The sequence below is a fragment of the Nocardioides sp. YR527 genome (assembly GCF_900101045.1).
Lineage (GTDB): Bacteria > Actinomycetota > Actinomycetes > Propionibacteriales > Nocardioidaceae > Nocardioides.
In genome coordinates this window covers 788,852-810,349 of sequence record NZ_FNFN01000001.1, presented here as the reverse complement: position 1 = coordinate 810,349, position 21,498 = coordinate 788,852, and the positions used below count along the sequence as shown (strand labels likewise).

17 protein-coding genes are annotated in these 21,498 nt (G+C 70.1%); 15 read left to right on the top strand and 2 right to left on the bottom strand.

Translation table 11 applies throughout. The features are described from left to right. Positions 1 to 59: 59 nt before the first annotated feature. From BLT25_RS03890 to BLT25_RS03880, 3 genes are read left to right on the top strand one after another with little or no spacing between them, the layout of a single operon-like run. A complete protein-coding gene (locus BLT25_RS03890; RefSeq protein WP_091042075.1) occupies positions 60 to 1,559 on the top strand; it encodes a DUF3375 domain-containing protein in 1,500 nt (499 codons plus the stop codon). Then, on the top strand, positions 1,552 to 2,346 hold the full coding sequence (locus tag BLT25_RS03885) for a DUF4194 domain-containing protein (RefSeq protein WP_256328438.1): 795 nt from the start codon (positions 1,552 to 1,554) through the stop codon (positions 2,344 to 2,346). The genes BLT25_RS03890 and BLT25_RS03885 overlap by 8 nt, the downstream gene beginning before the upstream one ends. Before the next feature lie 2 nt (positions 2,347 to 2,348). Then, on the top strand, positions 2,349 to 5,708 hold the full coding sequence (locus BLT25_RS03880; RefSeq protein WP_256328449.1) for an ATP-binding protein: 3,360 nt from the start codon (positions 2,349 to 2,351) through the stop codon (positions 5,706 to 5,708). Positions 5,709 to 5,712: 4 nt separating this feature from the next. On the opposite strand, the gene BLT25_RS03875 is transcribed toward BLT25_RS03880, so the two are convergent. Beyond that, a complete protein-coding gene (locus BLT25_RS03875) occupies positions 5,713 to 6,834 on the bottom strand; it encodes a calcium:cation antiporter (RefSeq protein ID WP_176883578.1) in 1,122 nt (373 codons plus the stop codon). 166 nt (positions 6,835 to 7,000) lie between these two features. Here BLT25_RS03875 and BLT25_RS03870 point away from each other — a divergent pair, with 166 nt between their 5' ends. The 7 genes from BLT25_RS03870 (at position 7,001) to BLT25_RS03840 (ending at position 15,035) form a co-directional block, all read left to right on the top strand. Beyond that, positions 7,001 to 8,641: an ABC transporter substrate-binding protein gene (locus tag BLT25_RS03870; RefSeq protein ID WP_091042069.1), complete on the top strand. Its 1,641-nt coding sequence runs from the start codon at positions 7,001 to 7,003 to the stop codon at positions 8,639 to 8,641. Beyond that, positions 8,641 to 9,594, top strand: a complete 954-nt coding sequence (locus BLT25_RS03865) for an ABC transporter permease (protein ID WP_091042066.1) — start codon at positions 8,641 to 8,643, stop codon at positions 9,592 to 9,594. Before BLT25_RS03870 ends, BLT25_RS03865 begins: the two co-directional genes overlap by 1 nt. Beyond that, positions 9,591 to 10,472, top strand: a complete 882-nt coding sequence (locus BLT25_RS03860; RefSeq protein ID WP_091042063.1) for an ABC transporter permease — start codon at positions 9,591 to 9,593, stop codon at positions 10,470 to 10,472. The genes BLT25_RS03865 and BLT25_RS03860 overlap by 4 nt, the downstream gene beginning before the upstream one ends. After that, positions 10,469 to 12,253: a gamma-glutamyltransferase family protein gene (locus tag BLT25_RS03855; protein ID WP_091042061.1), complete on the top strand. Its 1,785-nt coding sequence runs from the start codon at positions 10,469 to 10,471 to the stop codon at positions 12,251 to 12,253. The genes BLT25_RS03860 and BLT25_RS03855 overlap by 4 nt, the downstream gene beginning before the upstream one ends. After that, positions 12,237 to 13,835: a dipeptide ABC transporter ATP-binding protein gene (locus BLT25_RS03850; RefSeq protein WP_091042058.1), complete on the top strand. Its 1,599-nt coding sequence runs from the start codon at positions 12,237 to 12,239 to the stop codon at positions 13,833 to 13,835. The genes BLT25_RS03855 and BLT25_RS03850 overlap by 17 nt, the downstream gene beginning before the upstream one ends. After that, complete coding sequence (locus BLT25_RS03845) at positions 13,816 to 14,565, top strand: GntR family transcriptional regulator (RefSeq protein WP_256328437.1); 750 nt, start codon at positions 13,816 to 13,818, stop codon at positions 14,563 to 14,565. The genes BLT25_RS03850 and BLT25_RS03845 overlap by 20 nt, the downstream gene beginning before the upstream one ends. A gap of 137 nt (positions 14,566 to 14,702) precedes the next feature. Further along, complete coding sequence (locus BLT25_RS03840) at positions 14,703 to 15,035, top strand: DUF1048 domain-containing protein (RefSeq protein WP_091042055.1); 333 nt, start codon at positions 14,703 to 14,705, stop codon at positions 15,033 to 15,035. 163 nt (positions 15,036 to 15,198) lie between these two features. On the opposite strand, the gene BLT25_RS03835 is transcribed toward BLT25_RS03840, so the two are convergent. Next, a complete protein-coding gene (locus BLT25_RS03835; RefSeq protein WP_091042053.1) occupies positions 15,199 to 16,812 on the bottom strand; it encodes a GMC oxidoreductase in 1,614 nt (537 codons plus the stop codon). A gap of 289 nt (positions 16,813 to 17,101) precedes the next feature. Here BLT25_RS03835 and BLT25_RS03830 point away from each other — a divergent pair, with 289 nt between their 5' ends. The 5 genes from BLT25_RS03830 to BLT25_RS03810 are packed head-to-tail and all read left to right on the top strand — an operon-like array spanning position 17,102 to position 21,489. Next, positions 17,102 to 18,445, top strand: a complete 1,344-nt coding sequence (locus BLT25_RS03830; RefSeq protein ID WP_091042050.1) for a hemolysin family protein — start codon at positions 17,102 to 17,104, stop codon at positions 18,443 to 18,445. Then, entirely contained in the window at positions 18,445 to 19,503 is a 1,059-nt protein-coding gene (locus tag BLT25_RS03825; RefSeq protein WP_091042048.1) for a hemolysin family protein, read from the top strand. The genes BLT25_RS03830 and BLT25_RS03825 overlap by 1 nt, the downstream gene beginning before the upstream one ends. A 42-nt stretch (positions 19,504 to 19,545) precedes the next feature. Next, positions 19,546 to 20,238: a CDP-alcohol phosphatidyltransferase family protein gene (locus BLT25_RS03820; protein WP_091042044.1), complete on the top strand. Its 693-nt coding sequence runs from the start codon at positions 19,546 to 19,548 to the stop codon at positions 20,236 to 20,238. After that, the gene (locus BLT25_RS03815; protein WP_143033623.1) at positions 20,231 to 21,160 is read left to right on the top strand and encodes a DUF881 domain-containing protein; all 930 of its coding nucleotides are present in this window, start codon (positions 20,231 to 20,233) and stop codon (positions 21,158 to 21,160) included. The genes BLT25_RS03820 and BLT25_RS03815 overlap by 8 nt, the downstream gene beginning before the upstream one ends. Further along, entirely contained in the window at positions 21,157 to 21,489 is a 333-nt protein-coding gene (locus tag BLT25_RS03810) for a small basic family protein (protein WP_008359542.1), read from the top strand. The genes BLT25_RS03815 and BLT25_RS03810 overlap by 4 nt, the downstream gene beginning before the upstream one ends. The last annotated feature ends 9 nt before the right edge of the window (positions 21,490 to 21,498 follow it).

Genomic DNA, 21,498 nt, shown 5'->3' with positions numbered 1-21,498 from the left:
GTCCGCGCGTGTGATGAAGGTTGTGGTGTTGTCGGTGCTGCCACGTACGGTATCTGCCGATGAGTGACACTCGCGTCGAGGCGGCGTACGCCGGGGCTCTGGCCGCCTTCAAGAACCCGATGCTCGACCTCCTGCACGGACGGTTCGCGCCGTTCGTGGTGGCGGTGCTCTCGGTGACCTTCACCTCCGAGCGGGCCGCGGTGCCCGTCGTGGACGCGCACGCGGAGATCGGCGACATGCTGGACCGGCTCCGGGCCACCGGCCATGCAGAGGGTGAGAGCGGCGAGGTGATGCTCCCGGTCGGCACGGCGCGCGAGCTGTGCCGTCAGTGGGTGCGCGCCGGGTGGCTGCTGCGCCAGATCGAGGGCGAGGACGAGGTCTACCGGCTCTCCGCGCACGCGGTGGGTGCCCTGGAGATCGCCGGACGGGCGAGCGGGTCGCGGGCGCGGGTCTCGGAGTCGCGGGTCAGGACGCTGCTGGAGGCGGTCGAGCGGCTCGCCCTCGACGCCGACCCCGACGTGCTGACCCGGGTCGCGCGGCTGACCGAGGAGATCGCCGAGCGCCGCGCCGAGATCGCCCACCTGGACCGCACCGGGATCGTCGACACCGTCGACGACGACACCCTGCTGGAGCAGGCCGAGAACATCCTCCACCTGACCCGTGAGCTCCCGGCCGACTTCGCGCGGGTGGTCGAGTCGATCCGGGCGATGCAGCGTGACGTGGTGACCGATCTGCGCCAGGACGTACGTCCGGCAGGCGAGGTCCTGCGCGAGTACCTGCAGCGCGGCAAGGACGTGATGGCCTCCACCCCGGAGGGCAAGGCGTTCGCAGGTGCGCTGCGGATGGTCGGTGACCCGCGGCGTCTCGACGACCTGGCCGCCAACCTGCACACCGTGCTGCGACACCGGTTCACGCAGGCGATGGGGCCGCCCGAGCGGGCTGAGCTGGCCGCGGTCGGACGCCGGATCGAGACCGGCGTCGCCGAGGTGCTGGCCGCCCAGCAGACCGCCTCCCACGTGATCACCACCCAGGTGCGTACGCACGACCCGGCCCGCGACCGGCAGGTCGACGACCTGCTGCGCGATGTGATGGTCGGCTTCCAGGCGTGGATGCCGTCCTCGCGGCCGGCCGAGTCCGTCGAGCCGCTGCGCCGGCTGCCCGTCGCCGACCTCGCTCACCTGCGCCAGTCGGTCGGCGAGCTGCGACCGCCCGAGCCGCCGGCGCCGCTGGCCGACTGGGGCGACGTGGAGAGCGCGGTCGAGGACACCAAGGCCTGGGGCGGTCCGGGCTACCGGGCGATCGAGGCGCATCTCGATGCATATGTCGCTGCGCGCGCGGGAGAGCCGGTGGATGTCGCCGAGGTCTTCGCGGCCGCCCCGGAGGAGATCCGGCGGCCGGTCGACCTGCTCGGGCTGCTCGAGATCGCTCACCGGCGCGGCATGGACGAGACGGGCGAGATCTCCACGATCGAGGCGGTCCGCGCGGACGGGGTGCGCCGCAGGTTCGCGTTCGGCGGGGTGAGGATGAAGGCAGACGGTGAGGGGAACGACGTTGAGTGAGACCGAGACCGAGGCGGTCGCCTACGGCAGCGAGCCGGAGGGCTTCATCGAGCCAGTCTCGATGGAGGACGACCCGACCGAGCTCTTCGTCGGCGACCGCGGCGTCCTCGACGCCGACGTACGCCGGGTGCTGGTCCAGCTGCTGCGCCGCCGGTTCATCACCGCGGAGAAGAGCCCGCGGCAGTGGCGTACGTTGCTCGACCACCAGGCGGTGATCGAGTCGCGGCTCCACGACCTGTTCGTGCGGCTCGTCGTCGACCACGACCGCGGCATCGCCTACAAGCGGCAGGTGCGCTCGGAGGAGCTGGACGTGCCGGTGCTCCTCAAGGACGACGCCTACTCGCGCGCCGAGACGCTCGTGCTGGTCCACCTGCGCACCGTCTTCCAGCGCGAGCGAGGCGCGGGGGAGAACTCCGCACGGGTGGACGCCGACGAGCTGGAGCAGACCGTGCTCACCTACTTCGACGTCGCCAGCGGGGACGCCGCCGCGCGCCGCGAGATCCGCCGGGCGGTCGAACGGCTCGCCCGCGAGGGGCTGATCGAGGAGGAGTCCGAGGACCGCTTCCGGATCACGCCGCTCGTCGAGATCGTGCTGAGCGTCGAGAAGCTCGCCGAGCTCAAGGCGTGGCTGCGGGAATCCGCTGGTCGAGCCGCGAGCGCCAGCGAGCGTGTCGAGACCAACACGGTCCCCTCTGCGCTGGATAGGGACGCTGTTGGTCTCGACACGCCGCCGCCTAGCGGCCCCGGCGGCTCGACCAGCGAGGACGAAGAGGAGAACCAGCAGTGAACATGATCGACAGCCTCTTCGGCCTCATCCCCGCCCGCTCGACCGGCCGGCAGTGGGTCGCGAGCGAGCTGCAGCTGGTCAACTGGGGCGGCTACGACGGTGCCCACCGGGTGCGCTTCTCGCCGACCGCGACGCTGCTCACCGGAGGCTCCGGGTCGGGCAAGTCGACGCTGATGGACGCCTACATCGCGTTGATCATGCCCCACACGACGCCCTTCAACGGTGCCTCCAACGGTGGGGTCGTGGGCCGTCCGCGCGGCCAGGACCAGCGCAACATCCTCTCCTATGCCCGCGGGAAGATCGATGAGGCCAAGACCGCCGACGGCACCAAGATCCGGGTGCTGCGCGGAGACGGTCGCGACACCTGGTCGGCGATCGCGATGACCTGGGAGGACCAGACCGGCGCACGCTTCACCGCGGTCCGTGCCTGGTACGTTCCCGCGTCCGCCAAGAACCTCGACGACGTGACCAAGCTCCGTGCCGTGGCCGAGGCGGGGTTCGACGTACGTTCTCTGGAACCGGCGGCCGCCCACCGGTTCACCCGCACCTCGGTCTCCGAGGTCGGGCTGACCCCGATCGACACCGACCGCGACTTCACCGCGCGGATCCACTCCGCGCTCGGGATCGGCGCCGCGGGAGACGGGGAGAAGGCTGTCAACCTGCTGGGAAGGATCCAGGCGGGACAGCAGATCACCACGGTCGACGACCTCTACAAGAAGATGGTGCTCGAGGAGCCCGAGACGCTCGAGACCGCCGACGGCGTCGTCGCCCACTTCGACGAGCTCTCCGCGACCCGCGACCGGATGGTCACTGCCCAGCAGCAGGTGCGTGCGCTGACGCCGATCCGCGAGCACCGGGCGGCGATCGAGGACGCCGCCGCCAGGCTCGAGGTGATCGACGGGATCGGTGTCTTCGGTGACGAGGCCACCCCCGCCGGGCTCTGGCGTGCCGGCAAGCGGGTCGACCTGCTCAGCGAGCTGGAGGCGGACCTCAGCGCCCGTAAGAGCGCGGCGGAGAAGGCGGTGGCCGAGAAGCAGGCGCTCATCGACGCCGCCGAGTCCGAGCGTGACGGGCTCGCGGTCACGGTCGCCGCATCCGGCGGCCGGCGCCTCGAGGAGGCCACCCGCGAGATCAGGTCCGCCGAGACCCGGGTGGACAACGTACGTCGCGCCCGCGAGGCGCTCGACAAGGAGCTGGCGGTCCTCGGGTCGGCGGCCGCGACCCCTGACGAGTTCTCGGACCTCCGGGCAACGGCGCAGGAGGCCCTGGTCGACGACGATGCTCGCACGACCGCCCTCAACGCCTACGCGGCGGCTCGCTCGGCCGAGGCTGATGCGATCGGCCAGGTCGGCCGGCTCGAGGGCGATCTCGCCGATGCTGAGAATACGAAGAACAACATCCCTGAGCCGCTGCGCGCAGCCCGCGCTGTGCTCGCGGAGGCGGCCGGGCTCAGCCCGGCCGAGATGCCGTTCGTCGGCGAGCTCGTCGAGGTGCGCACCGAGCACGAGGCCTGGCGCGAGGCGTTCAACCTGGCGCTGGGCGGGTTCGCGACCACGATGCTCGTCGACGCCGCTCACGTCGGCGCCTTCCGGGCGGCGATCGAGTCGGTGCGACAGCGCACGCGGATCCGCTACGAGGCAGTCCCGACCGGTCTGAAGGACGGTGGGCACGGTCTCGACGAGGGCACCCTGCCGGGACGCCTGGACTACCGCCGGGGCGTGTTCACCGGCTGGCTCAAGAAGCGGCTGACGGAGCGGCACGGCTACGTCTGCGTGCAGACGCCCGCGCTGCTCGGCCAGCACCGGATGGCCCTGACCGTCACCGGCCAGGTCTCCCAGGGGACCCGCGGCGCCCACGGCGGCCACGGTGGCGGCAACGTGCTCGGCTTCACCAACACCCGCCGCGTCGCCGAGCTCACCGAGATCCTCGAGACCGCCCGCACGGACGCGGAGGCGGCGAAGGTCGCGGTCGGCGAGGCCGAGCGCGCCATCAAGGAGCTCGACCTGCGACGTACGTCCTTCAAGGCGGTCTCCGCGCTGACGTGGGACCAGGTCGACGTCGCCGGAGCCACCGCGGAGCGCGACCGGTGGGCCGCGGTGATCGAGGAGGTCACCGCCGACAACCCGGAGATCGCCACGGTCCAGGAGCGACTGAAGAGCGCTCGCGCCAAGGTCGACTCGCTGCGCGAGGGCATCGGCGCCGCCAAGAGCACCGTCAAGGACCTCGACGCGCGCTGGAGCGACGTCGTCGAGCAGGTCGACCGGGCCAAGGACGCGCTGGAGGACGCGGCCGCGTCGGGCACCGATGTCGCCCCGGCCCAGGCCGACTATCTCGAGCAGCTCTTCAAGGCGGCCGGCGGCGAGGACGCCGGCCGGCGCGAGGACGCGCTCGCCGAGCTCGACGCCGTCTTCGCCCGGGCGGGCGAGAGCCTCGACTCCGACCGCGCCGCCGCGCAGGAGACGATCGGCGCCGCCCGCGCCCAGCTGCGGCAGACCTTCGAGGCGTTCCTCGAACGCTGGCCCAACCCCAACCTCCACACCGACCCCGATGCCTCCTACGCCGACTTCGACCGTCTCCTCGACGAGCTGCAGACCAGCGGCCTGCACGAGCTCGAGGTCGAGTGGCGTGACTCGCTGCTGAAGCTGTCGGGCAACGACCTGACCAACCTCGACTCGACCCTGTCGCGGGCGGTGCGCGAGATCCGCGACCGGATCGACCCGATCAACCAGATCCTCGCCGAGCTGCCGTTCAACGACGACGGCCACCGGCTCCGGATCGACACCCAGGAGGGCCAGTCGGCGGTGCGTGGCCGTTTCCGCAAGGAGCTCCGCGCGGTGCGCGACCTGATCGAGAAGGCCTCGTCCAACGAGACCCGGGAGCAGGCCTACACCCGGATGGCCCGCCTCATCGACCGCATGCGCCGCACGGCACCGGACTTCGCCGACCTGATCGACGTACGCAACCACGTCCGGGTCAGCGCCGAGAAGGTCACCGCCGACACCGGTGAGCACGTCGCCCTCTACGATCACATCGGCGAGAAGTCCGGCGGCGAGTCGCAGGAGCTGGTCGCCTTCATCGTCGGCGCGGCGCTGCGCTACCAGCTCGGCGACGCCGGAGCCGACCGGCCGCGCTACGCGCCGGTCTTCCTCGACGAGGCGCTGATCAAGGCCGACGCCCGCTTCACCGGCCGTGCCATCGGCGCCTGGCGAGGCCTCGGATTCCAGCTCATCATCGGCGCGCCCAACGACAAGCACAGCGCCATCGAGCCGCACGTGGATGTGCAGTACACGGTGCTCAAGGATGCCGAGGGCCACTCGTTCCCGAAGCTGGAGGTCGGGCTCGACGAGGTTCCGGCCCCGTGACCGGCTAGGGCTGCATCGAGAGGAACAGGAACGCGGCCAGCAGGACCAGGTGGACGAACCCCTGCAGGGCGTAGACGCGGCCCTGGACGACGGTGAGCCCGGTGACGAAGACGGAGATCACCAGCAGCACGATCTGGGTCGGCTCGAGGCCCAGCTCGAGCGGACCGGTGAGCCAGATCATCGCGACGGCGAGGGCGGGGATGGTGAGACCGATCGACGCCATCGCGGAGCCGTAGGCGAGGTTGAGGCTGGTCTGGACCCGGTCCCGGGAGGCGTTGCGGACCGCGGCGATCGACTCGGGAGCGAGGACGAGAAGGGCGATCACGACGCCGACCACGGCGTAGGGGAACCCGAGACTCTTGACGGTGCTCTCGATGGTGGGGGAGAGGACCTTCGCCAGGCCGACCACGGAGATGAGGGAGACCAGGAGGAGCGCCAGACTGAGGCCGGCCTCGCCCGCCGAGGGCGGGTCGGCGTGGCCGTCCTCGTCGAGGTCGACCAGACCGGTCATCCGGCCGTGCTCGTCGCTGGTGACGGGGAGGAAGAAGTCGCGGTGGCGGACAGTCTGGGTGAAGAGGAAGGCGACGTAGAGCGCCAGCGAGGCGACCGCGGCGAAGGCGAGCTGCGAGGTCGAGTACTGCGGGCCCTGCGCCGAGGTCGTGAACCTCGGCAGCACCAGGGTGAGACCGGCCAGGGCGATGACGGTGGCGACCGCCGAGCCGGTGCCCGCGGCGTTGAAGCTGACCAGCCCGTGCTTGAGTGCGCCGACCATGAGCGAGAGCCCGACGATGCCGTTGAGGGTGATCATCACCGCGGCGAAGACGGTGTCGCGGGCGTACGTGCTGGTGCTGTCGCCCCCGCTGGTCATCAGCATCACGATCAGTCCGACCTCGATCACGGTCACCGCGATCGCCAGGATCAGTGAGCCGAACGGCTCGCCGACCCTGTGGGCGACGACCTCGGCGTGGTGGACCGCGCTCAGTACCGCGCCGATCAGCACCGCAGCCACCACGGCCAGGATCGTCCAGTGGTCGTGGCGCTGCCACGCGAACACCAGCACCACCACGGCGAGGATCGGCACGACCACTGACCATTGCAGGCGGCCCCGGACCGCTGGCGCACTCATGAGTCGTCCTTAACGGTCAGGACTGGCGCACCTGTCTCCTGACACCTGTCGGTGCATGTGACCTTGACCGATTTACCCAATCGGCACACATTGTATACAACCGTGGTGAATCCTTGATGATTGCATTCAGTTCGTTGCCCGCGTTCCCCCACCACCAGGAGCAGCCATGCCACGGATACCCCGCCTTGCTGCGTACGCCGCCGTCTTCGCCCTCGCCCTGAGCGCGAGTGCCTGCAGCGAGGTCCAGAAGACCTCGACCGAGTCCTCCGACAAGGTCGCGGGTGATGTCGTCACCACGATCGGGATCGGCGAGAAGGAGATCAAGGAGGGCGGGACGCTCACCATGGGCCTCTCCGCCGACCCTGACGCGCTCGACCCGACCACGTCGTCCTCGCTCTACACGCGCTACGTGATGGAGACCGTCTGCCAGAAGCTCTACGACATCGACGCCGACGGCGGGATCGTGCCGATGCTGGCCACCGCGCTTCCCGAGCTCTCCGAGGGCGGCCTGGTCGCCACCTTCCCGGTCAAGGAGGGCGTGAAGTTCGCCGACGGGACGCCGCTCGACGCGGCAGCCGTGGTGACCACGCTGAAGCGGAACCTCACCAAGCCGGACTCCTCGCGCGCCAGCGAGCTCGGGACGCTGAGCGAGGTCGAGGCGAGCGGGCCGTACGAGGTGCGGCTGAGGTTCAAGGAGCCGTTCTCACCGCTGACGGCCTCGCTGGCCGACCGTGCCGGGATGATCATGTCGCCCACCGCGCTGAAGGAGCTGGGCGACAACTTCGCCGACCACCCGACCTGTGTCGGTCCGTTCAAGTTCGTCGACCGGGTCCCCGGCACCTCCATCACCGTCGAGAAGGACCCCGGCTACTACGACGCCGAGAACATCCACCTGGACAAGATCGTCTACCGGATCATGACCGACGCCTCCATCCGCGCGGCCAACCTCAAGTCCGGCGACGTCCAGGTCGCCGACTCGCTCGCGCCGGCGGACATGGCAGACCTCCGCAAGGACAGCGAGCTGTCGATGATGCAGGTGGGTTCCTTCGGCTACCAGGGCGTCCAGATCAACATCGGCAACGAGAACGGCGTCGGCACCCCGGTCGCGCAGATCGACACCCCGATCGCGAAGAGCAAGGACGTACGCCAGGCGTTCTCGATGGCGGTCGACCGCGAGCAGCTGGTGCAGAGCGTCTTCCACGGCTACTACGACCCGACCTGCTCGCCGATCGCGGACAACAGCGAGTTCGCCAGTGAGGCCTCCCAGGCGTGCCCGGAGCACGACCCGGCAGGGGCCAAGAAGCTGCTCGAGGAGGCGGGTGTCACCACCCCGCTGAAGGTGACGATGCAGACCTCCAACACCCCGAGCAGCCTGCAGTTCGCCCAGGCGCTCCAGGCTCAGGTCGAGGCGGCCGGCTTCGACCTGCGGATCGAGCCCGTGGAGTACACCACGCTCCTGGACAACAACGACCGCGGCGCCTTCGAGGCGATGCAGCTGGGCTGGTCCGGACGCGTCGACCCCAACGGCAACACCTTCAACTTCCTCACCACCGGCGCGGGCCAGAACACCATGGGCTACAGCAACGCCGAGGTCGACAAGCTCCTCACCGACGCCTCCTCGGAGACGGATACCGCCGAGCGCGCCGATCTCTACGGCAAGGCGATCGCCCAGGTCCAGGAGGACAACCCGATCGTCTACCTCTACCGCCAGCGGAACCTGACCGGGCTGTCGAAGCAGATCGCCGGCGTCTCCGTCTTCTCCGACGGCGTCGTGCGCATCAGCGGCGCCGCCTACCTGGCCGACTGATGGGGGCCTATCTCCTCACCAGGACGTGGCACTCGCTGCTCACGATCGTGCTCTCCTCGGTGGTGATCTTCGCGGGCGTACGCATGCTGCCCGGTGACCCCGCGCTGGCGATGGCCGGGGAGGAGGCGAGCCCGGAGCGGATCGCCGCGGTCCGCGCCGACCTCGGGCTCGACCAGGCGCTCTGGGTGCAGTACGCCACCTGGGTCCAGAACTATCTGCACGGTGACTTCGGACGATCGCTGCGCACCGGCACGCCGGTCACCCAGCTGCTCGGCAGCACGCTCCCGGTGACGCTGTGGCTGGCGGCGTACGCGCTGCTCATCGCCGTCGTCGTGGGGCTCGCTCTCGGGGTCATCGCCGAGCGGCGCCGCGGCCGGTGGCCGGAGTTCCTCGCCAACGGGGTCGCGATGGTGGGCCTCTCGGTGCCGAGCTTCTGGCTCGGGCTGCTGGCGATCCTCTACCTGTCGGTCCGGCTCTCGCTCTTCCCGGCCTCCGGCTACGTGCCGATGCTCGAGAACCCGGTGGATGCGATCTACCACCTGACCCTGCCGGCGCTGATCCTCTCGCTCGCGATCGCCGCCGCCGTGATGCGGCAGACCCGTGCCTCGATGATCGAGACGATGGGATCGGACTTCGTCCGCACCGCCCGGGCCAAGGGGCTGGGTGGGCAGCGGGTGCTGCTGGCGTACGGCCTGCGGAACTCGCTCCTGGTCGTGGTCACCATCGTCGGGCTGCAGCTCGGCGGGCTCATCTCGGGGGCGGTGGTCACCGAGAGCATCTTCGGCCTGCCCGGGTTCGGCAAGCTCACGCTCAACAGTGTGTTCACCCGCGACTACCCGGTCATCGAAGCCGTCGTCGTGATCATCACCGTCGGATACGTCCTGATCAACCTGGCCGTCGACGTGCTCTACTCCGTCCTCGACCCGCGGATCCGTGTGGCAGGTGCCGCATGACGACGACCATGACGACGACGACCACGGCGTACGCCGCGCCCAGCACCTGGTGGCGACGGATGCGGTCCAACCGGACCGCCATGGCGGGCGGCGTGATCCTCGGCATCGTCGTGCTGGCGGCCGTCCTGGCGCCGGTGCTCGCACCCTACGGCCCGACGACGACCCACTTCGACGCTCCCTTCCAGCGGCCGGGCACGATCGGGTTCGCGCTCGGCACCGACAACCTGGGCCGCGACACGCTCTCGCGGATGCTCTACGGGGCGCGGGCGTCCCTGCAGGTCGGGGTGCTGTCGGTGCTGGTCGCGACGGTCGTCGGGGTCCCGCTCGGCCTCATCGCCGGGTCTTGGCGCTGGGCCGACGCGCTGGTGTCACGGTTCACCGACGTGGCGCTCGCGTTCCCGTTCCTGATCCTCGCCGTCGGACTCGCCGCCATCCGTGGGGCGAGCCTGTCCAACGCGGTCCTGGCGCTCGGGATCGCCCACGTGCCGCAGATGATCCGGGTCGTACGCGGCGAGGCGCTGCGATTGCGGACGACCGACTTCGTGGCGGCCGCCGTGACCATGAACGCCAGCAGCCTGCGCGTCATGGGCAGGCACATCCTGCCCAACGCCCTGTCCGCGATCATCGTGCAGGCGACGATCATCATGCCCTCCGCGGTGCTGGGGGAGGCGGTGCTCTCCTTCCTCGGGTTGGGCATCCAACCACCGGAGGCGAGCCTCGGGGTGATGCTCTCGGACGCGCAGCAATACTTGGCCCAGGACGCGTGGCTCGGTGTCTTCCCCGGTGCGCTGATCGCGATCATCTGTCTCAGCTTCAACCTCTTCGGGGACGGGCTGCGTGACAGTCTCGACCCGGCCAACGACGAGAGGACGTCATGACCTACACACCTGCTTCCGAGTTCAAGACCCGACCCGACCTGCTCGGCAGGTTCGGGATGGTCGCCTCGACTCACTGGCTGGCCAGCGGGGCCGCGCAGGCGGTGCTCGAGCGGGGCGGTAACGCCTTCGACGCTGCCGTGGCCGGCGGTTTCGTGCTGCACGTCGTCGAACCCCATCTCAACGGTCCGGGCGGTGACCTCGTCGGGATCTTCGCGCCCTCCGGCGGCGAGCCGACGGTCCTGATGGGTCAGGGCCCCGCACCCGCGGGAGCCTCCGTCGAGCACATGCGCGCCGAGGGGCTCGAGCTGGTCCCCGGGGCAGGGGCGCTCGCCGCGGCCGTTCCAGGTGCGGTCGAGGCATGGCTGATGCTGCTGCGCGACCACGGCACCTGGGAGCTCGGCGACATCCTCGCCTACGCGATCGACTATGCCCGCAACGGTCACCCGATCCTGGGCCGCACCGTCGCCACGATCGCCACGGTGGCCGACCTCTTCCGCGACCACTGGCCCACCTCGGCCGACCACTGGCTCGTCGACGGCGAGCTGCCGGAGCCCGACACCATGGTCCGCAACGAGGCCTACGCCTCGGTGCTGGAGCGGCTCGTCGCCGCCGGCGAGGGGGCCGCGACCAGGCAGGCACGGATCGACGCGGCCCGCGCGGCCTGGGGGAGCGGGTTCGTCGCCGAGGCGATCGAGGAGTTCGTACGCACCCCGCACCGCCATGCCTCCGGAACCGATCATTCCGGGGTGATCACGGCGGCTGACATGGCTGGGTTCTCCGCTGCGTACGAGACGCCGGTGAGCACCTCGTTCCGGGGCCACACGATCGCCAAGGCCGGGGCATGGACACAGGGGCCGGTCCTGCTCCAGATCCTCAACCTGCTCGACCCGCTGGACGACGCGCTGCTCGACCCATGCAACCCCGAGGGGGCGCACACGATCCTGGAGGCGACCAAGCTGGCCTTCGCCGACCGCGACGCACACTACGGTGACGGCGCCGACGCGCAGCGGATGGCGGTCCTGCTCTCCCAGGAGTACGCCACCTCCCGCCGCGCCCTGATCGGCGACGTGGCGAGCCGGGAGGTCCGTCCCGGCCTGGACGCCAAGGAGCTCCCTCCGTTGCGGGAGACCTACGATCCGGCCGCCGCGGCGGCGGGCGTCGGCGAGCCGACCGTCTCGCCGACCGGGGACGTACGCGGCGACACCTGCCACATCGACGTCGCCGACCGGTGGGGCAACATCATCGCGGTGACCCCGTCAGGCGGTTGGCTGCAGTCCTCCCCGACGATCCCGGCTCTCGGGTTCTGCCTCGGCACCCGACTGCAGATGACCTGGCTCGAGCCCGGTCTCCCGTCCACCCTGCAGCCCGGGCGCCGACCGCGCACGACGCTCACCCCGACGCTGGTGCTGCGCGACGGCGAGGCGGTCACCGCGGTGGGTTCTCCCGGCGGTGACCAGCAGGACCAGTGGCAGCTGCTCTACCTGCTGCGCACGATCGTGGGTGGCTTCACGCCTCAGCAGGCGATCGACGCGCCCGCGCTCCACTCCACCTCGTTCCCCGGGTCCTTCTGGCCGCGCACCTGGACGCCGGCGGGCGCCGTCGTGGAGGACAGGCTCGGCGAGACACTCATCGAGAGCCTGCGCGAGCGTGGCCATGCCGTCGAGGCGGCCGGCGACTGGTCGCTGGGCCGGCTCTCCGCGGTGACCAGGGACCCCGCGACCGGGACGCTCTCGGCCGCCGCCAACCCGAGAGGGGCGCAGGGCTATGCCGTCGGACGCTGAGATGCTGTCGGTCACCGACCTCCGGGTCGCCTTCGGCCGCACGGAGGTGCTCCACGGCGTCGACCTGGCCATCGGCCACGGTGAGCGGGTCGCTGTCGTCGGCCAGTCGGGCTCGGGCAAGTCGACGCTGGTCGCGGCGATCCTGGGCCTGCTGCCCGGAACCGGGCATGTCACCGGCGGCTCGATCAGGCTCGGCGACGACGAGCTGACAGGACGTACGGAGAAGGCTTGGCGGCGCCTGCGGGGCGAGCGTATCGGCTTGGTTCCGCAGGATCCGATGACCAACCTCAACCCCGCGATGAAGGTCGGCGCTCAGATCGCGGACGCGCTCGTCGCCGCGGGGCTGCGCGGCGCCGTGGTCGAGGAGCGGGTGCTCGAGCTGCTGACCGAGGCGGGGATCCCCGAGGCGGAGCGCAGGGCGGGGCAGTATCCGCACGAGTTCTCGGGAGGGATGCGTCAGCGCGTCCTGATCGCGATGGCGCTGGCCCGCGAGCCGAAGCTGCTGATCGCCGACGAGCCCACCAGTGCGCTGGACGTGACCGTGCAGCGGCGGATCCTCGACCACCTCGAGACCCTCGTCGCAGCCCACGGCACATCGCTGCTCTTCGTCACCCATGACCTCGGGCTCGCGGCGGACCGGGCCGACCGGGTGGTCGTGATGCACGACGGCAGCATCGTCGAGACCGGGCCCGCGGCGCAGATCCTCAGGGACCCGCAGCACGACTACACCAGGCGGCTGATCGCGGCATCGCCGTCGCTGGAACGGGAGGGCCGCTCGCCGTCGCGTCAGGACGACGCCGAGCCGATCCTCGTGGTGGAGGACCTGGTCAAGGAGTTCAGGCTCCGTGGCCGGCGCAGCGGCACCTTCCGTGCCGTCGACCATGCCTCCTTCTCGGTCGCGCGCGGCACCACGACCGCGGTCGTGGGGGAGTCGGGATCGGGGAAGTCGACCATCGCCAAGATGGTCCTCGGCCTGGAGACACCGACCTCCGGCACCGCGCGGATCGACGGCCGCAGCATCGCCGGGGCATCCCGCACCGACCGGGCCGACCTGCGCCGTCGCGTGCAGCCCGTCTTCCAGGACCCCTACAGCTCCCTGGATCCCACCTTCACCGTCGCCCAGCTGGTCGCCGAGCCGCTGCACATCCACCGGGTCGGCGACCGGAAGGACCGGCAGGGCCGCGTACGCGAGCTCCTCGACCAGGTCGCTCTGCCCGAGTCCGTCGCCGGCAGGCGACCCAGCGAGCTCTCCGGGGGCCAGCGGCAGCGGGTCGCGATCGCCCGGGCGCTGGCCCTGGACCCGGAGCTGGTGATCTGTGACGAGGCGGTCTCCGCGCTCGACGTGCTCGTCCAGGACCAGATCCTCACCCTGCTGGCCGACCTGCAGCGTGATCTCGGTCTGAGCTACCTGTTCATCACCCACGATCTCGCCGTCGTACGTCAGATCGCACATAGAGTCGTGGTCATGCACAAGGGCAGGGTCGTCGAGCACGACACCGTGGACCAGATCTTCACCGCACCGACCTCGGCCTACACCGCCGAACTGCTGGAAGCGATCCCCGGTGCGGCTCTCGCAGGCTGAGGGGGGTCGCCCGGCCGGTGCCCTGACCGCAGCCGTACGTCGCGACATCATCGCTGGGGAGCTGACCCCCGGGACCAGGGTGACCGAGGCGTTCCTGGCCCAGCGCTACGGCGTCAGCCGGGTGCCGGTGCGCGAGGCGCTGCGCGCACTCGAGGCGGAGGGATTCATCGAGTCCACGCCGCACATCGGGTCGAAGGTGGGCCACGTCCCGTTCGACGAGGCCGACGACCTCTTCGCGGTCCGGGAGGCGCTCGAGATCGCGACCGCTCGCCGCGCGGCTGAACGGGCCAGAGGTCTCTTCGACCAGCCCGAGCCCAACCAGGCGTGGTTCGAGATCCGTCGCGAGCTCGCCCAGATCCTCGACGAGGGCGACGAGTGGGTGGCCCGGGACGATCTGGAGCCCCTGGTCGCGCTCAACGACCGCTTCCACATCCTGGTCGCCGAGCTCAGCGGCAGCAAGACGCTGGCCACGTTGCTGCGTCAGCTCTCCCACAAGATCGAGTGGCTCTACGCACTCGACACCTTCTCCCGCGGCAAACGGCTCTGGCCCGACCACCGGCGCATCCTGGCCGCGATCGATGCGGGCGACTGCGACCGCGCCGCCGAGCTGATGGGCTGGCACGTACGTGAGTCGCGGATCGGCTACGCCTTGCGCGGTGCGCCGCCGGAGAAGGTCGAGGAGCTGAGGACCCTTCCGCCCGTCCCGGGTGGTGGGGGTCCGCCTGCCTGAGCCGCCGGCGGCCTGAGGCTCCGGGGTTCGGAGACCTTCTTCGGATCGGTGCTTGACCTTGACGCTGCGTCAGGGCTGCACGCTTCTTCCATCGGCCCGAGCACGGGACCTGACACCGTCGAAGAAGGAGCATCACCATGAACAACCTCCTCAGCCGCCTCGTGGGTGACAAGAAGGACTGGAAGCGCATGGAGGCCCGCGCCGCCGAGCTGCCCGCCGACTACCGCACCGTCTACGGCGAGATGAAGAGCTACATGTGGCGCTTCACCGCCGGCGACGGCATGGACATCGTCGCCATCCTCCGCGAGATCCTCGACCTGTTCGAGACCGAGGCCGCCGCGGGGCGTCCGGTCATCGAGGTCACCGGGGCCGACCTGGCTGCCTTCTGCGACGCCCGGCTGCCGGAGAACGACATCTACGGCGTCAGGCTCCGGGCCACCCTCGACGAGGTCATGCTGAAGCTGGCGTGACGTCGGGCGAAAACGTAAGAGCCCCGCTGGCGTCTCGGGTCACCAGCGGGGCAAGAACAATGTTGCCGCATCACCTAAGGGCTTGTCACCCCCTTTGAGCAAAATCTGCAGAATTTTGCATTGCATGATCTTGGTGAGCCCGAAACGGCTCCTGGAGGCGGCCTCAGATGACCGTACCGACGTCCTTGGCGACGATGTTGTCCATCGCGCGCTCGGCGACGGCGGCGATGGTCATCGACGGGTTGCACGCTCCGGTGGTGCCGGGGATGAGTGCGCCGTCGAGGACGTAGAGGCCGTCCTGGCCCTGTACCCGGCCGTCGAGATCGCAGACGGTGCCCATGTTCGCGCCGCCGAGGGGATGCCAGGTGCTGTTGACGATGGCGTTGGTGTCGATCAGGGCACCGAGGCCGCCGCTGATCTTCGAGACCCGCTCGTGGATGGCGCGATAGCTCGCCGAGTCGCCACCGAAGGGGAAGCGCAGGCTCACCGAGTCCGTCAGCGAGCTGTAGCGGAAGCTGCCTCGGTCGGCACTGACGCCGAAGCCGACCAGCATCGTGGCGCCCAGGTCGAGGCCGAGGGGGAGTGGTGGCAACGATGCCTGGATGACGGTGTTGGCCCTGGTCGGGTCGGCCCAGTCCTGGCTCTGGTAGACGACGGGACCACCTTGCGTACCGGTGAGGTTCTCGTCGAAGGGGCGCCACATGTAGATCCGGTCACCGTTGGTGCCCCAGCCCTGGCCGAGCTTCTCGGGAAGGTCCGGGATGGTGTCGGTCGCCGCAGCGCGGACCAGGAGCTTGCTGGTGTTGAGCGAGCCGGCCGCCATGACCAGCGCGCGGGTGGTCAGGATCTTCTGCTCCACCACGTCGCCGGCGTCGTCGGTGCGATCGACGTGTACCTCCCAGCGACCGTCGGCGGCTCGGGCCACGCTCGTCACGTTGTGCCGGGTGGCGACCTGCACCAGCCCGGTGGCCTCGGCCTGCTCGATGTAGGTGACGTCGACGGAGTGCTTGCCGCCGTTGTTGACGCCGAGAGCGCAGTCGCCGTTGGTGTAGGAGGGAGCCATCTCGCCCCGCAGCTCCGCCAGCGCGTAGGACCAGTCGATCGGCATCGGGATCTTGCGCAGGTCATAGCCGGCGGCCTCGACGCGCTCGCCGAACGTACGCGAGACCCGGTAGCTGTCCGAGGCGATCAGCTCGTCGGGTGCGGTCGCGGCGCCGAGCATCTTTGCCACGCGTGGGTAGTGGACCCGGTCCATGAGGTCGTAGTCGAGCTCGTTCGGGAACCAGGTGTTGAAGACCTCGGCGGAGGGCTGCAGCGTCATGCCCTGGTAGACCAGTGAGCCGCCGCCGACGCCGGCCGCGCACATGGCGAGCATGTTCTGGCCGAGGACGGGCTCGAGCAGGCCGACGTACGGGCCGAAGTTCAGCGGAGTGCCGAGCAGCTTCTGCAGCGGCTTGAGCGCCTCGGGTGCGGTGGTGTGGAACAGCACGCGCTTGTCCAGCGAGCGCACCGTCGGGAAGGTCTGCGCGTCCGGGCCGGTCGGCCAGCGGCGGCCCCGCTCGAGCACCGTGACCGGTACGCCGGCCTCGGCCAGCCGCAGCGCGGCCACCCCGCCACCGAAGCCCGACCCGATGACGACCGCCCGGTGCTCCTCCCGCACCAGCCGTACGCGTCGGGGCGAGGTGGCCGCTGCGGGCCCGGCGAGCAGCCCGGACGCGGCGGCGCCGGCGGCACCGGCTGCGCCGGCGAGGAACGTACGTCGTGAGGCTGAGGACATGGTCAAGGGGACTCCCTCGGCTCGTGATTCGTCGGTTACTGCCGCGTAAGAGTTGACGAACGGGTGAGATGTGTCAAGGCTCACAGCCCCGTTCTGGACAACCGTGTCCGGAACGCGACACGTCCCTCAAGGCCCCGCACAGCAAACGCAGGAGGCGCAACCACAGCCATGTAGGCTGACCGCACTTCCAACAGCTAAGGACGATCTGAACCCCGATGGACGGACCGCAACCCGGCCAATATCCATGCCCGCTGTGTGACTCGCGGCCGTACCAGCCGAGGTTGGTGCGATGACCGAAGTCCTGTTCATCCTCCTGGCCCTGTTGCTGGTCGCTGCCTGCGGTGTGTTCGTGGCCGCCGAGTTCTCCCTGGTGACGGTCGACCACTCCCAGGTGGAGATGGCGGCCGAGCAGGGCGACAAGCGCGCCCAAGGCGTGCTCCGCGCGATGAAGGAGCTCTCCAGCAACCTCTCCGGCGCGCAGGTCGGCATCACCGTGACCAACCTCGGCATCGGCTGGATGTCGGAGCCGGCGATCGCCGAGCTGATCGACGCGCCGCTGCTCGCGACCGGGCTGCCCGAGGGGGCGGTGACGGGGATCGCGGTGACGATCGCGCTGACCCTCTCCACGATCGTGACGATGCTCTTCGGCGAGCTCGTCCCGAAGAACCTCGCGCTGGCCCTGCCCCTGGAGACCGCGCGCGTCACTCAGGGTCCGATGCGGGCCTTCACCCGGCTCATGCGCGGCCCGATCAAGGTGCTCAACGGCACCGCCAACGCCATCGTGCGCCGCCTGGGCATGGAGCCGCAGGAGGAGCTGCGCTCGGCGCGCAGCTCGGCCGAGCTCTCCTCGCTGATCCAGCGCAGCGCCCACGAGGGCACCCTCGACGCCGACACCGCCGAGCTGATGGAACGCTCGGTCGAGTTCGGCACCCGCACGGCGGGGGAGATCATGACCCCGCGCGTACGCGTCCACAGTCTCGACCACAACGACCGCGCCGAGGCGCTGATCGAGCTCACCCGGCGTACGGGCAACTCCCGCTTCCCGGTGCTCGACGACCGCGAGGCCGTGGTCGGCACGGTGCACGTCAAGGCGGCCGTGGCGCTGCCGGTGCACGAGCGGTCGACGGCCAAGGTCAAGCACCTCATGGTGCCGCCGGTGGTCGTGCCCGACTCGCTGCGGCTGGACCCGCTGATGGCGCTGCTGCGCGCCGAGGGGTTCCAGCTGGCCGTGGTGCTCGACGAGTACGGCGACCAGGCCGGCATCGTCACCCTCGAGGACGTGATCGAGGAGATCGTCGGCGATATCGCAGACGAGCACGACCCGCTCAGCGCCCGAGCCCGGCTGCGCCGCGACGGCGGCTGGTCGCTGTCGGGGCTGCTGCGTCCCGACGAGGTCGAGGACATCACTGGTGTCGCCCTGCCCGAGAGCGAGGACTACGACACCGTCGCCGGTCTGATGCTGAGCCTGCTCGGCCGCATCCCCGAGCGTGGCGCCTCCGCCGAGCTGACCGTCCCCGGCAACCCGCCGTCGGACGCCGATGACGACGATGTGTACGCGAGGTACGTGAAGCTGACCGTGGAGGTCATGGAAGGCCGCCGGATCGACCGGATCTCGATGCAGGTGATCGGCTGATGAGCACCACGATGGGACTTCTGCTCGGCCTGGTGCTGCTGCTCGCCAACGGCTTCTTCGTCGGCTCGGAGTTCGCCCTGGTCTCGGCGCGGCGCAGCCAGATCGAGCCGGCCGCCCAGGCAGGCTCGCAGATGGCCAAGATCACGCTGCGGGCGATGGAGAACATCAGCCTGATGATGGCCGGCGCCCAGCTGGGCATCACCGTCTGCTCGGTGCTGCTGCTGGCGATCACCGAGCCGGCGCTCGCCCACCTGCTCGAGCCCGGCTTCGACCTGATCGGTCTGCCCGAGGCCTTCCACCATCCGGTCGCGTTCGTGATCGCGATGCTCGTGGTCACCTATCTGCACGTGGTGGTCGGCGAGATGGTGCCGAAGAACATCGCACTGGCCGGCCCCGACAAGGCCGCCCTGGTCCTCGGCCCGGCCATCTACGCGGTCGTCTACGTGCTGCGCCCGATCATCGTCGCGTTCAACTACGTCGCCAACGTGTGCATCCGGGCGCTCGGCATCGAGCCCAAGGACGAGGTGAGCTCCGCGTTCACCCGGGCGGAGGTGGCCGCCATGGTCGAGGAGTCCCGCGGCGAGGGGCTGCTGGAGGAGGACGAGTACGGCCGTCTGGCCGGCGCGCTCGGCTTCACCGAGAAGACGGTCGCCAAGGTCACCATCCCGATCTCCGAATGGACGATCGTGCCGCGCGGCGCCTCGGGTGACGACATCGAGGCGGTGTGCGCCTCGACCGGCTACAGCCGGTTCCCGGTCGCGGGCGAGAGCGGCGACCTGGTCGGCTACCTGCACATCAAGGACGTACTCGAGCCCGATGACGTACGCCGCAGGCAGCCCGTCCAGAACAAGTGGATCCGCCCGTTCGCGACGGTCACTCCCGACGACGCGCTCCACGAGACGCTCGAGACCCTGCAGCGCCGCGGCGCCCACCTGGCCCGGGTCGTCCGTGAGGACGGCAGCACGATCGGGCTGGCGACGCTGGAGGATGTCATCGAGGAGCTGGTCGGCGAGATCCGCGACGCCGCCCACGCCGACGACTCCACGCCCACCGACTAGGGTTGGCTCGTGCCGCGTCTGGTGACAGAGGAGAGCCCGCAGATGCCCAACCGTCGATCCGGTGATCCCCGCCTGCAACATGGCCGGGACGCGCGTCGGCGACCCCATGGCTCGGCCGACCGCAACCAGCCCGTGCTCGGCAAGCTGCTCAGCATCCTGCGGCTCGTCTACGCGCCGGTGATGCTGTGGGCGGTGATGATCGCCGAGGACGACACGATCGCGCTCTCCGCGTTCGGTCTCGCGATCATCACCGACCTGCTGGACAGCTGGCTGAACCGCAAGCAGCTGGGCCGCCGCCGCTCGGGCGAGCTGCTCGACGTGGTGGCCAACACCGTCTTCGTCCTGGCCGCCATCCTCGCGCTCTGGCAGATCGACGTGATCCCGTGGCCGATCGCGCTGCTGGTGCCGCTGCGGTTCGTCGGCCTGCTGGCGATGATCCCGGCGCTGCGCAGCCGTGGGGTGCGTACGCTTCCGGTCCATCTCCTCGGCAAGGTGGCCGCGTTCTGCCTGTTGGCCTCCTTCCCGCTGCTCTACCTCAGCCACGACATCCCCGAGACCCTCGATCTCGGCCTGGAGCCGAGCCTGCCGATCCAGGTGGCGCAGGCCTTCGGATGGGCCTTCGCGCTGTGGGGGATCCTGCTGCTGTGGTGGAGCCTGGTCCTCTACGCCCAGGAGGCGCGTCGCCTGATGGCCACCACCCCGCCGCGGGAGAAGGGTGGTGCGAGCCGTGCCTGACCAGATCCCGGGCTCCGAGGACCTGCGCGCCTACGTCACCAAGCCTCTGCTGGACCGCATCACCGACCAGGCGATCGACTCCGACTACATGGCCGCCGCCGAGCGGCGCGAGCCCACGGGGGAGGAGCCGACCCGGCGTCGCCGGCCGGGCCTGTGGGCGATGGTGGTGGTCGGGCTGTTCGCGCTGCTGGCCACGACCGCCGCGGTGCAGACCTCCCGCAACGAGGACATCCGCCAGACCAGCAGGCAGGTCCTGGTCGACCGCATCGAGCAGCGCCAGGACCGGATCGCCGACCTGCACAAGGAGATCTCCGCGCTGCGTGAGGACAACCAGAGCCGTGAATCGGCGCTCAACGCGCTCGGTCTGCGGGCCGAGTCGGCATCCTCGAGCGCCGCGGCGACCGCGGAGGAGACCGGGTTCGCCCCGGTGACCGGCTCGGGGATCAGGATCACCATCGACAACGCCGCCGACGGTAGCGAGGGCGGCACCGTGCGCGACTACGATCTCGCCGTGATCGTCAACGGACTGTGGCAGGCGGGCGCGACCGCCGTGGCCGTCGACGGCCAGCGGGTCACCCCGCGCAGCGGCGTGATCACCTCCGGCGCCACCCTCCGGATGAACGACGTCTCGCTCTCGCCGCCCTATGAGGTGTCGGCCATCGGCGACACGCGTACGCTGGCCGCACGCTTCGCCGAGACGGTCTCCGGCGCGATGATTCACACCACGACGCAGGACTACGGGATGCCCTACGACGTCGAGAACATCGACCGGCTCACCCTTCCCGCGGCGCCGCCTGATCTGCTGGAGTTGACCCACCTCGGGGCCAAGTCCAAGGACAAGGGCACCCAGGGCTCCGAGAAGCCCACCGACAACACCGACGAAGACTCCGAAGAGAACAGCGAAGGGGACCGCGAAGAATGATCGCCGTCATCGGCCTAGTGATCGGCATCGTGCTGGGACTGTTCTTCCAGCCCGAGGTCCCTGTCGGTCTGGCGCCATACCTGCCGATCGCCGTCGTCGCCGCGCTGGACGCGGTCTTCGGTGCGCTGCGCGCTTTCATGGACGGCATCTTCGACGACAAGGTCTTCGTCGTCTCGTTCATCAGCAACGTCGTCATCGCCGCCGGCATCGTCTATCTCGGTGACCGCCTCGGCGTCGGCGGCCAGCTCTCCACCGGTGTCATCGTCGTCCTCGGCATCCGCATCTTCACCAACGTCGCAGCCATCCGGAGGCACATCTTCCATGCCTGACCGGAAGAG

Coding starts and splice junctions, on each gene's coding strand:
- BLT25_RS03890 (WP_091042075.1), top strand. CDS start 60: ATGAGTGACACTCGCGTCGAGGCGGCGTACGCCGGGGCTCTGGCCGCC.
- BLT25_RS03880 (WP_256328449.1), top strand. CDS start 2,349: ATGATCGACAGCCTCTTCGGCCTCATCCCCGCCCGCTCGACCGGCCGG.
- BLT25_RS03875 (WP_176883578.1), bottom strand. CDS start 6,834: ATGAGTGCGCCAGCGGTCCGGGGCCGCCTGCAATGGTCAGTGGTCGTG.
- BLT25_RS03870 (WP_091042069.1), top strand. CDS start 7,001: ATGCCACGGATACCCCGCCTTGCTGCGTACGCCGCCGTCTTCGCCCTC.
- BLT25_RS03865 (WP_091042066.1), top strand. CDS start 8,641: ATGGGGGCCTATCTCCTCACCAGGACGTGGCACTCGCTGCTCACGATC.
- BLT25_RS03860 (WP_091042063.1), top strand. CDS start 9,591: ATGACGACGACCATGACGACGACGACCACGGCGTACGCCGCGCCCAGC.
- BLT25_RS03855 (WP_091042061.1), top strand. CDS start 10,469: ATGACCTACACACCTGCTTCCGAGTTCAAGACCCGACCCGACCTGCTC.
- BLT25_RS03850 (WP_091042058.1), top strand. CDS start 12,237: ATGCCGTCGGACGCTGAGATGCTGTCGGTCACCGACCTCCGGGTCGCC.
- BLT25_RS03840 (WP_091042055.1), top strand. CDS start 14,703: ATGAACAACCTCCTCAGCCGCCTCGTGGGTGACAAGAAGGACTGGAAG.
- BLT25_RS03835 (WP_091042053.1), bottom strand. CDS start 16,812: ATGTCCTCAGCCTCACGACGTACGTTCCTCGCCGGCGCAGCCGGTGCC.
- BLT25_RS03830 (WP_091042050.1), top strand. CDS start 17,102: ATGACCGAAGTCCTGTTCATCCTCCTGGCCCTGTTGCTGGTCGCTGCC.
- BLT25_RS03825 (WP_091042048.1), top strand. CDS start 18,445: ATGAGCACCACGATGGGACTTCTGCTCGGCCTGGTGCTGCTGCTCGCC.
- BLT25_RS03820 (WP_091042044.1), top strand. CDS start 19,546: ATGCCCAACCGTCGATCCGGTGATCCCCGCCTGCAACATGGCCGGGAC.
- BLT25_RS03810 (WP_008359542.1), top strand. CDS start 21,157: ATGATCGCCGTCATCGGCCTAGTGATCGGCATCGTGCTGGGACTGTTC.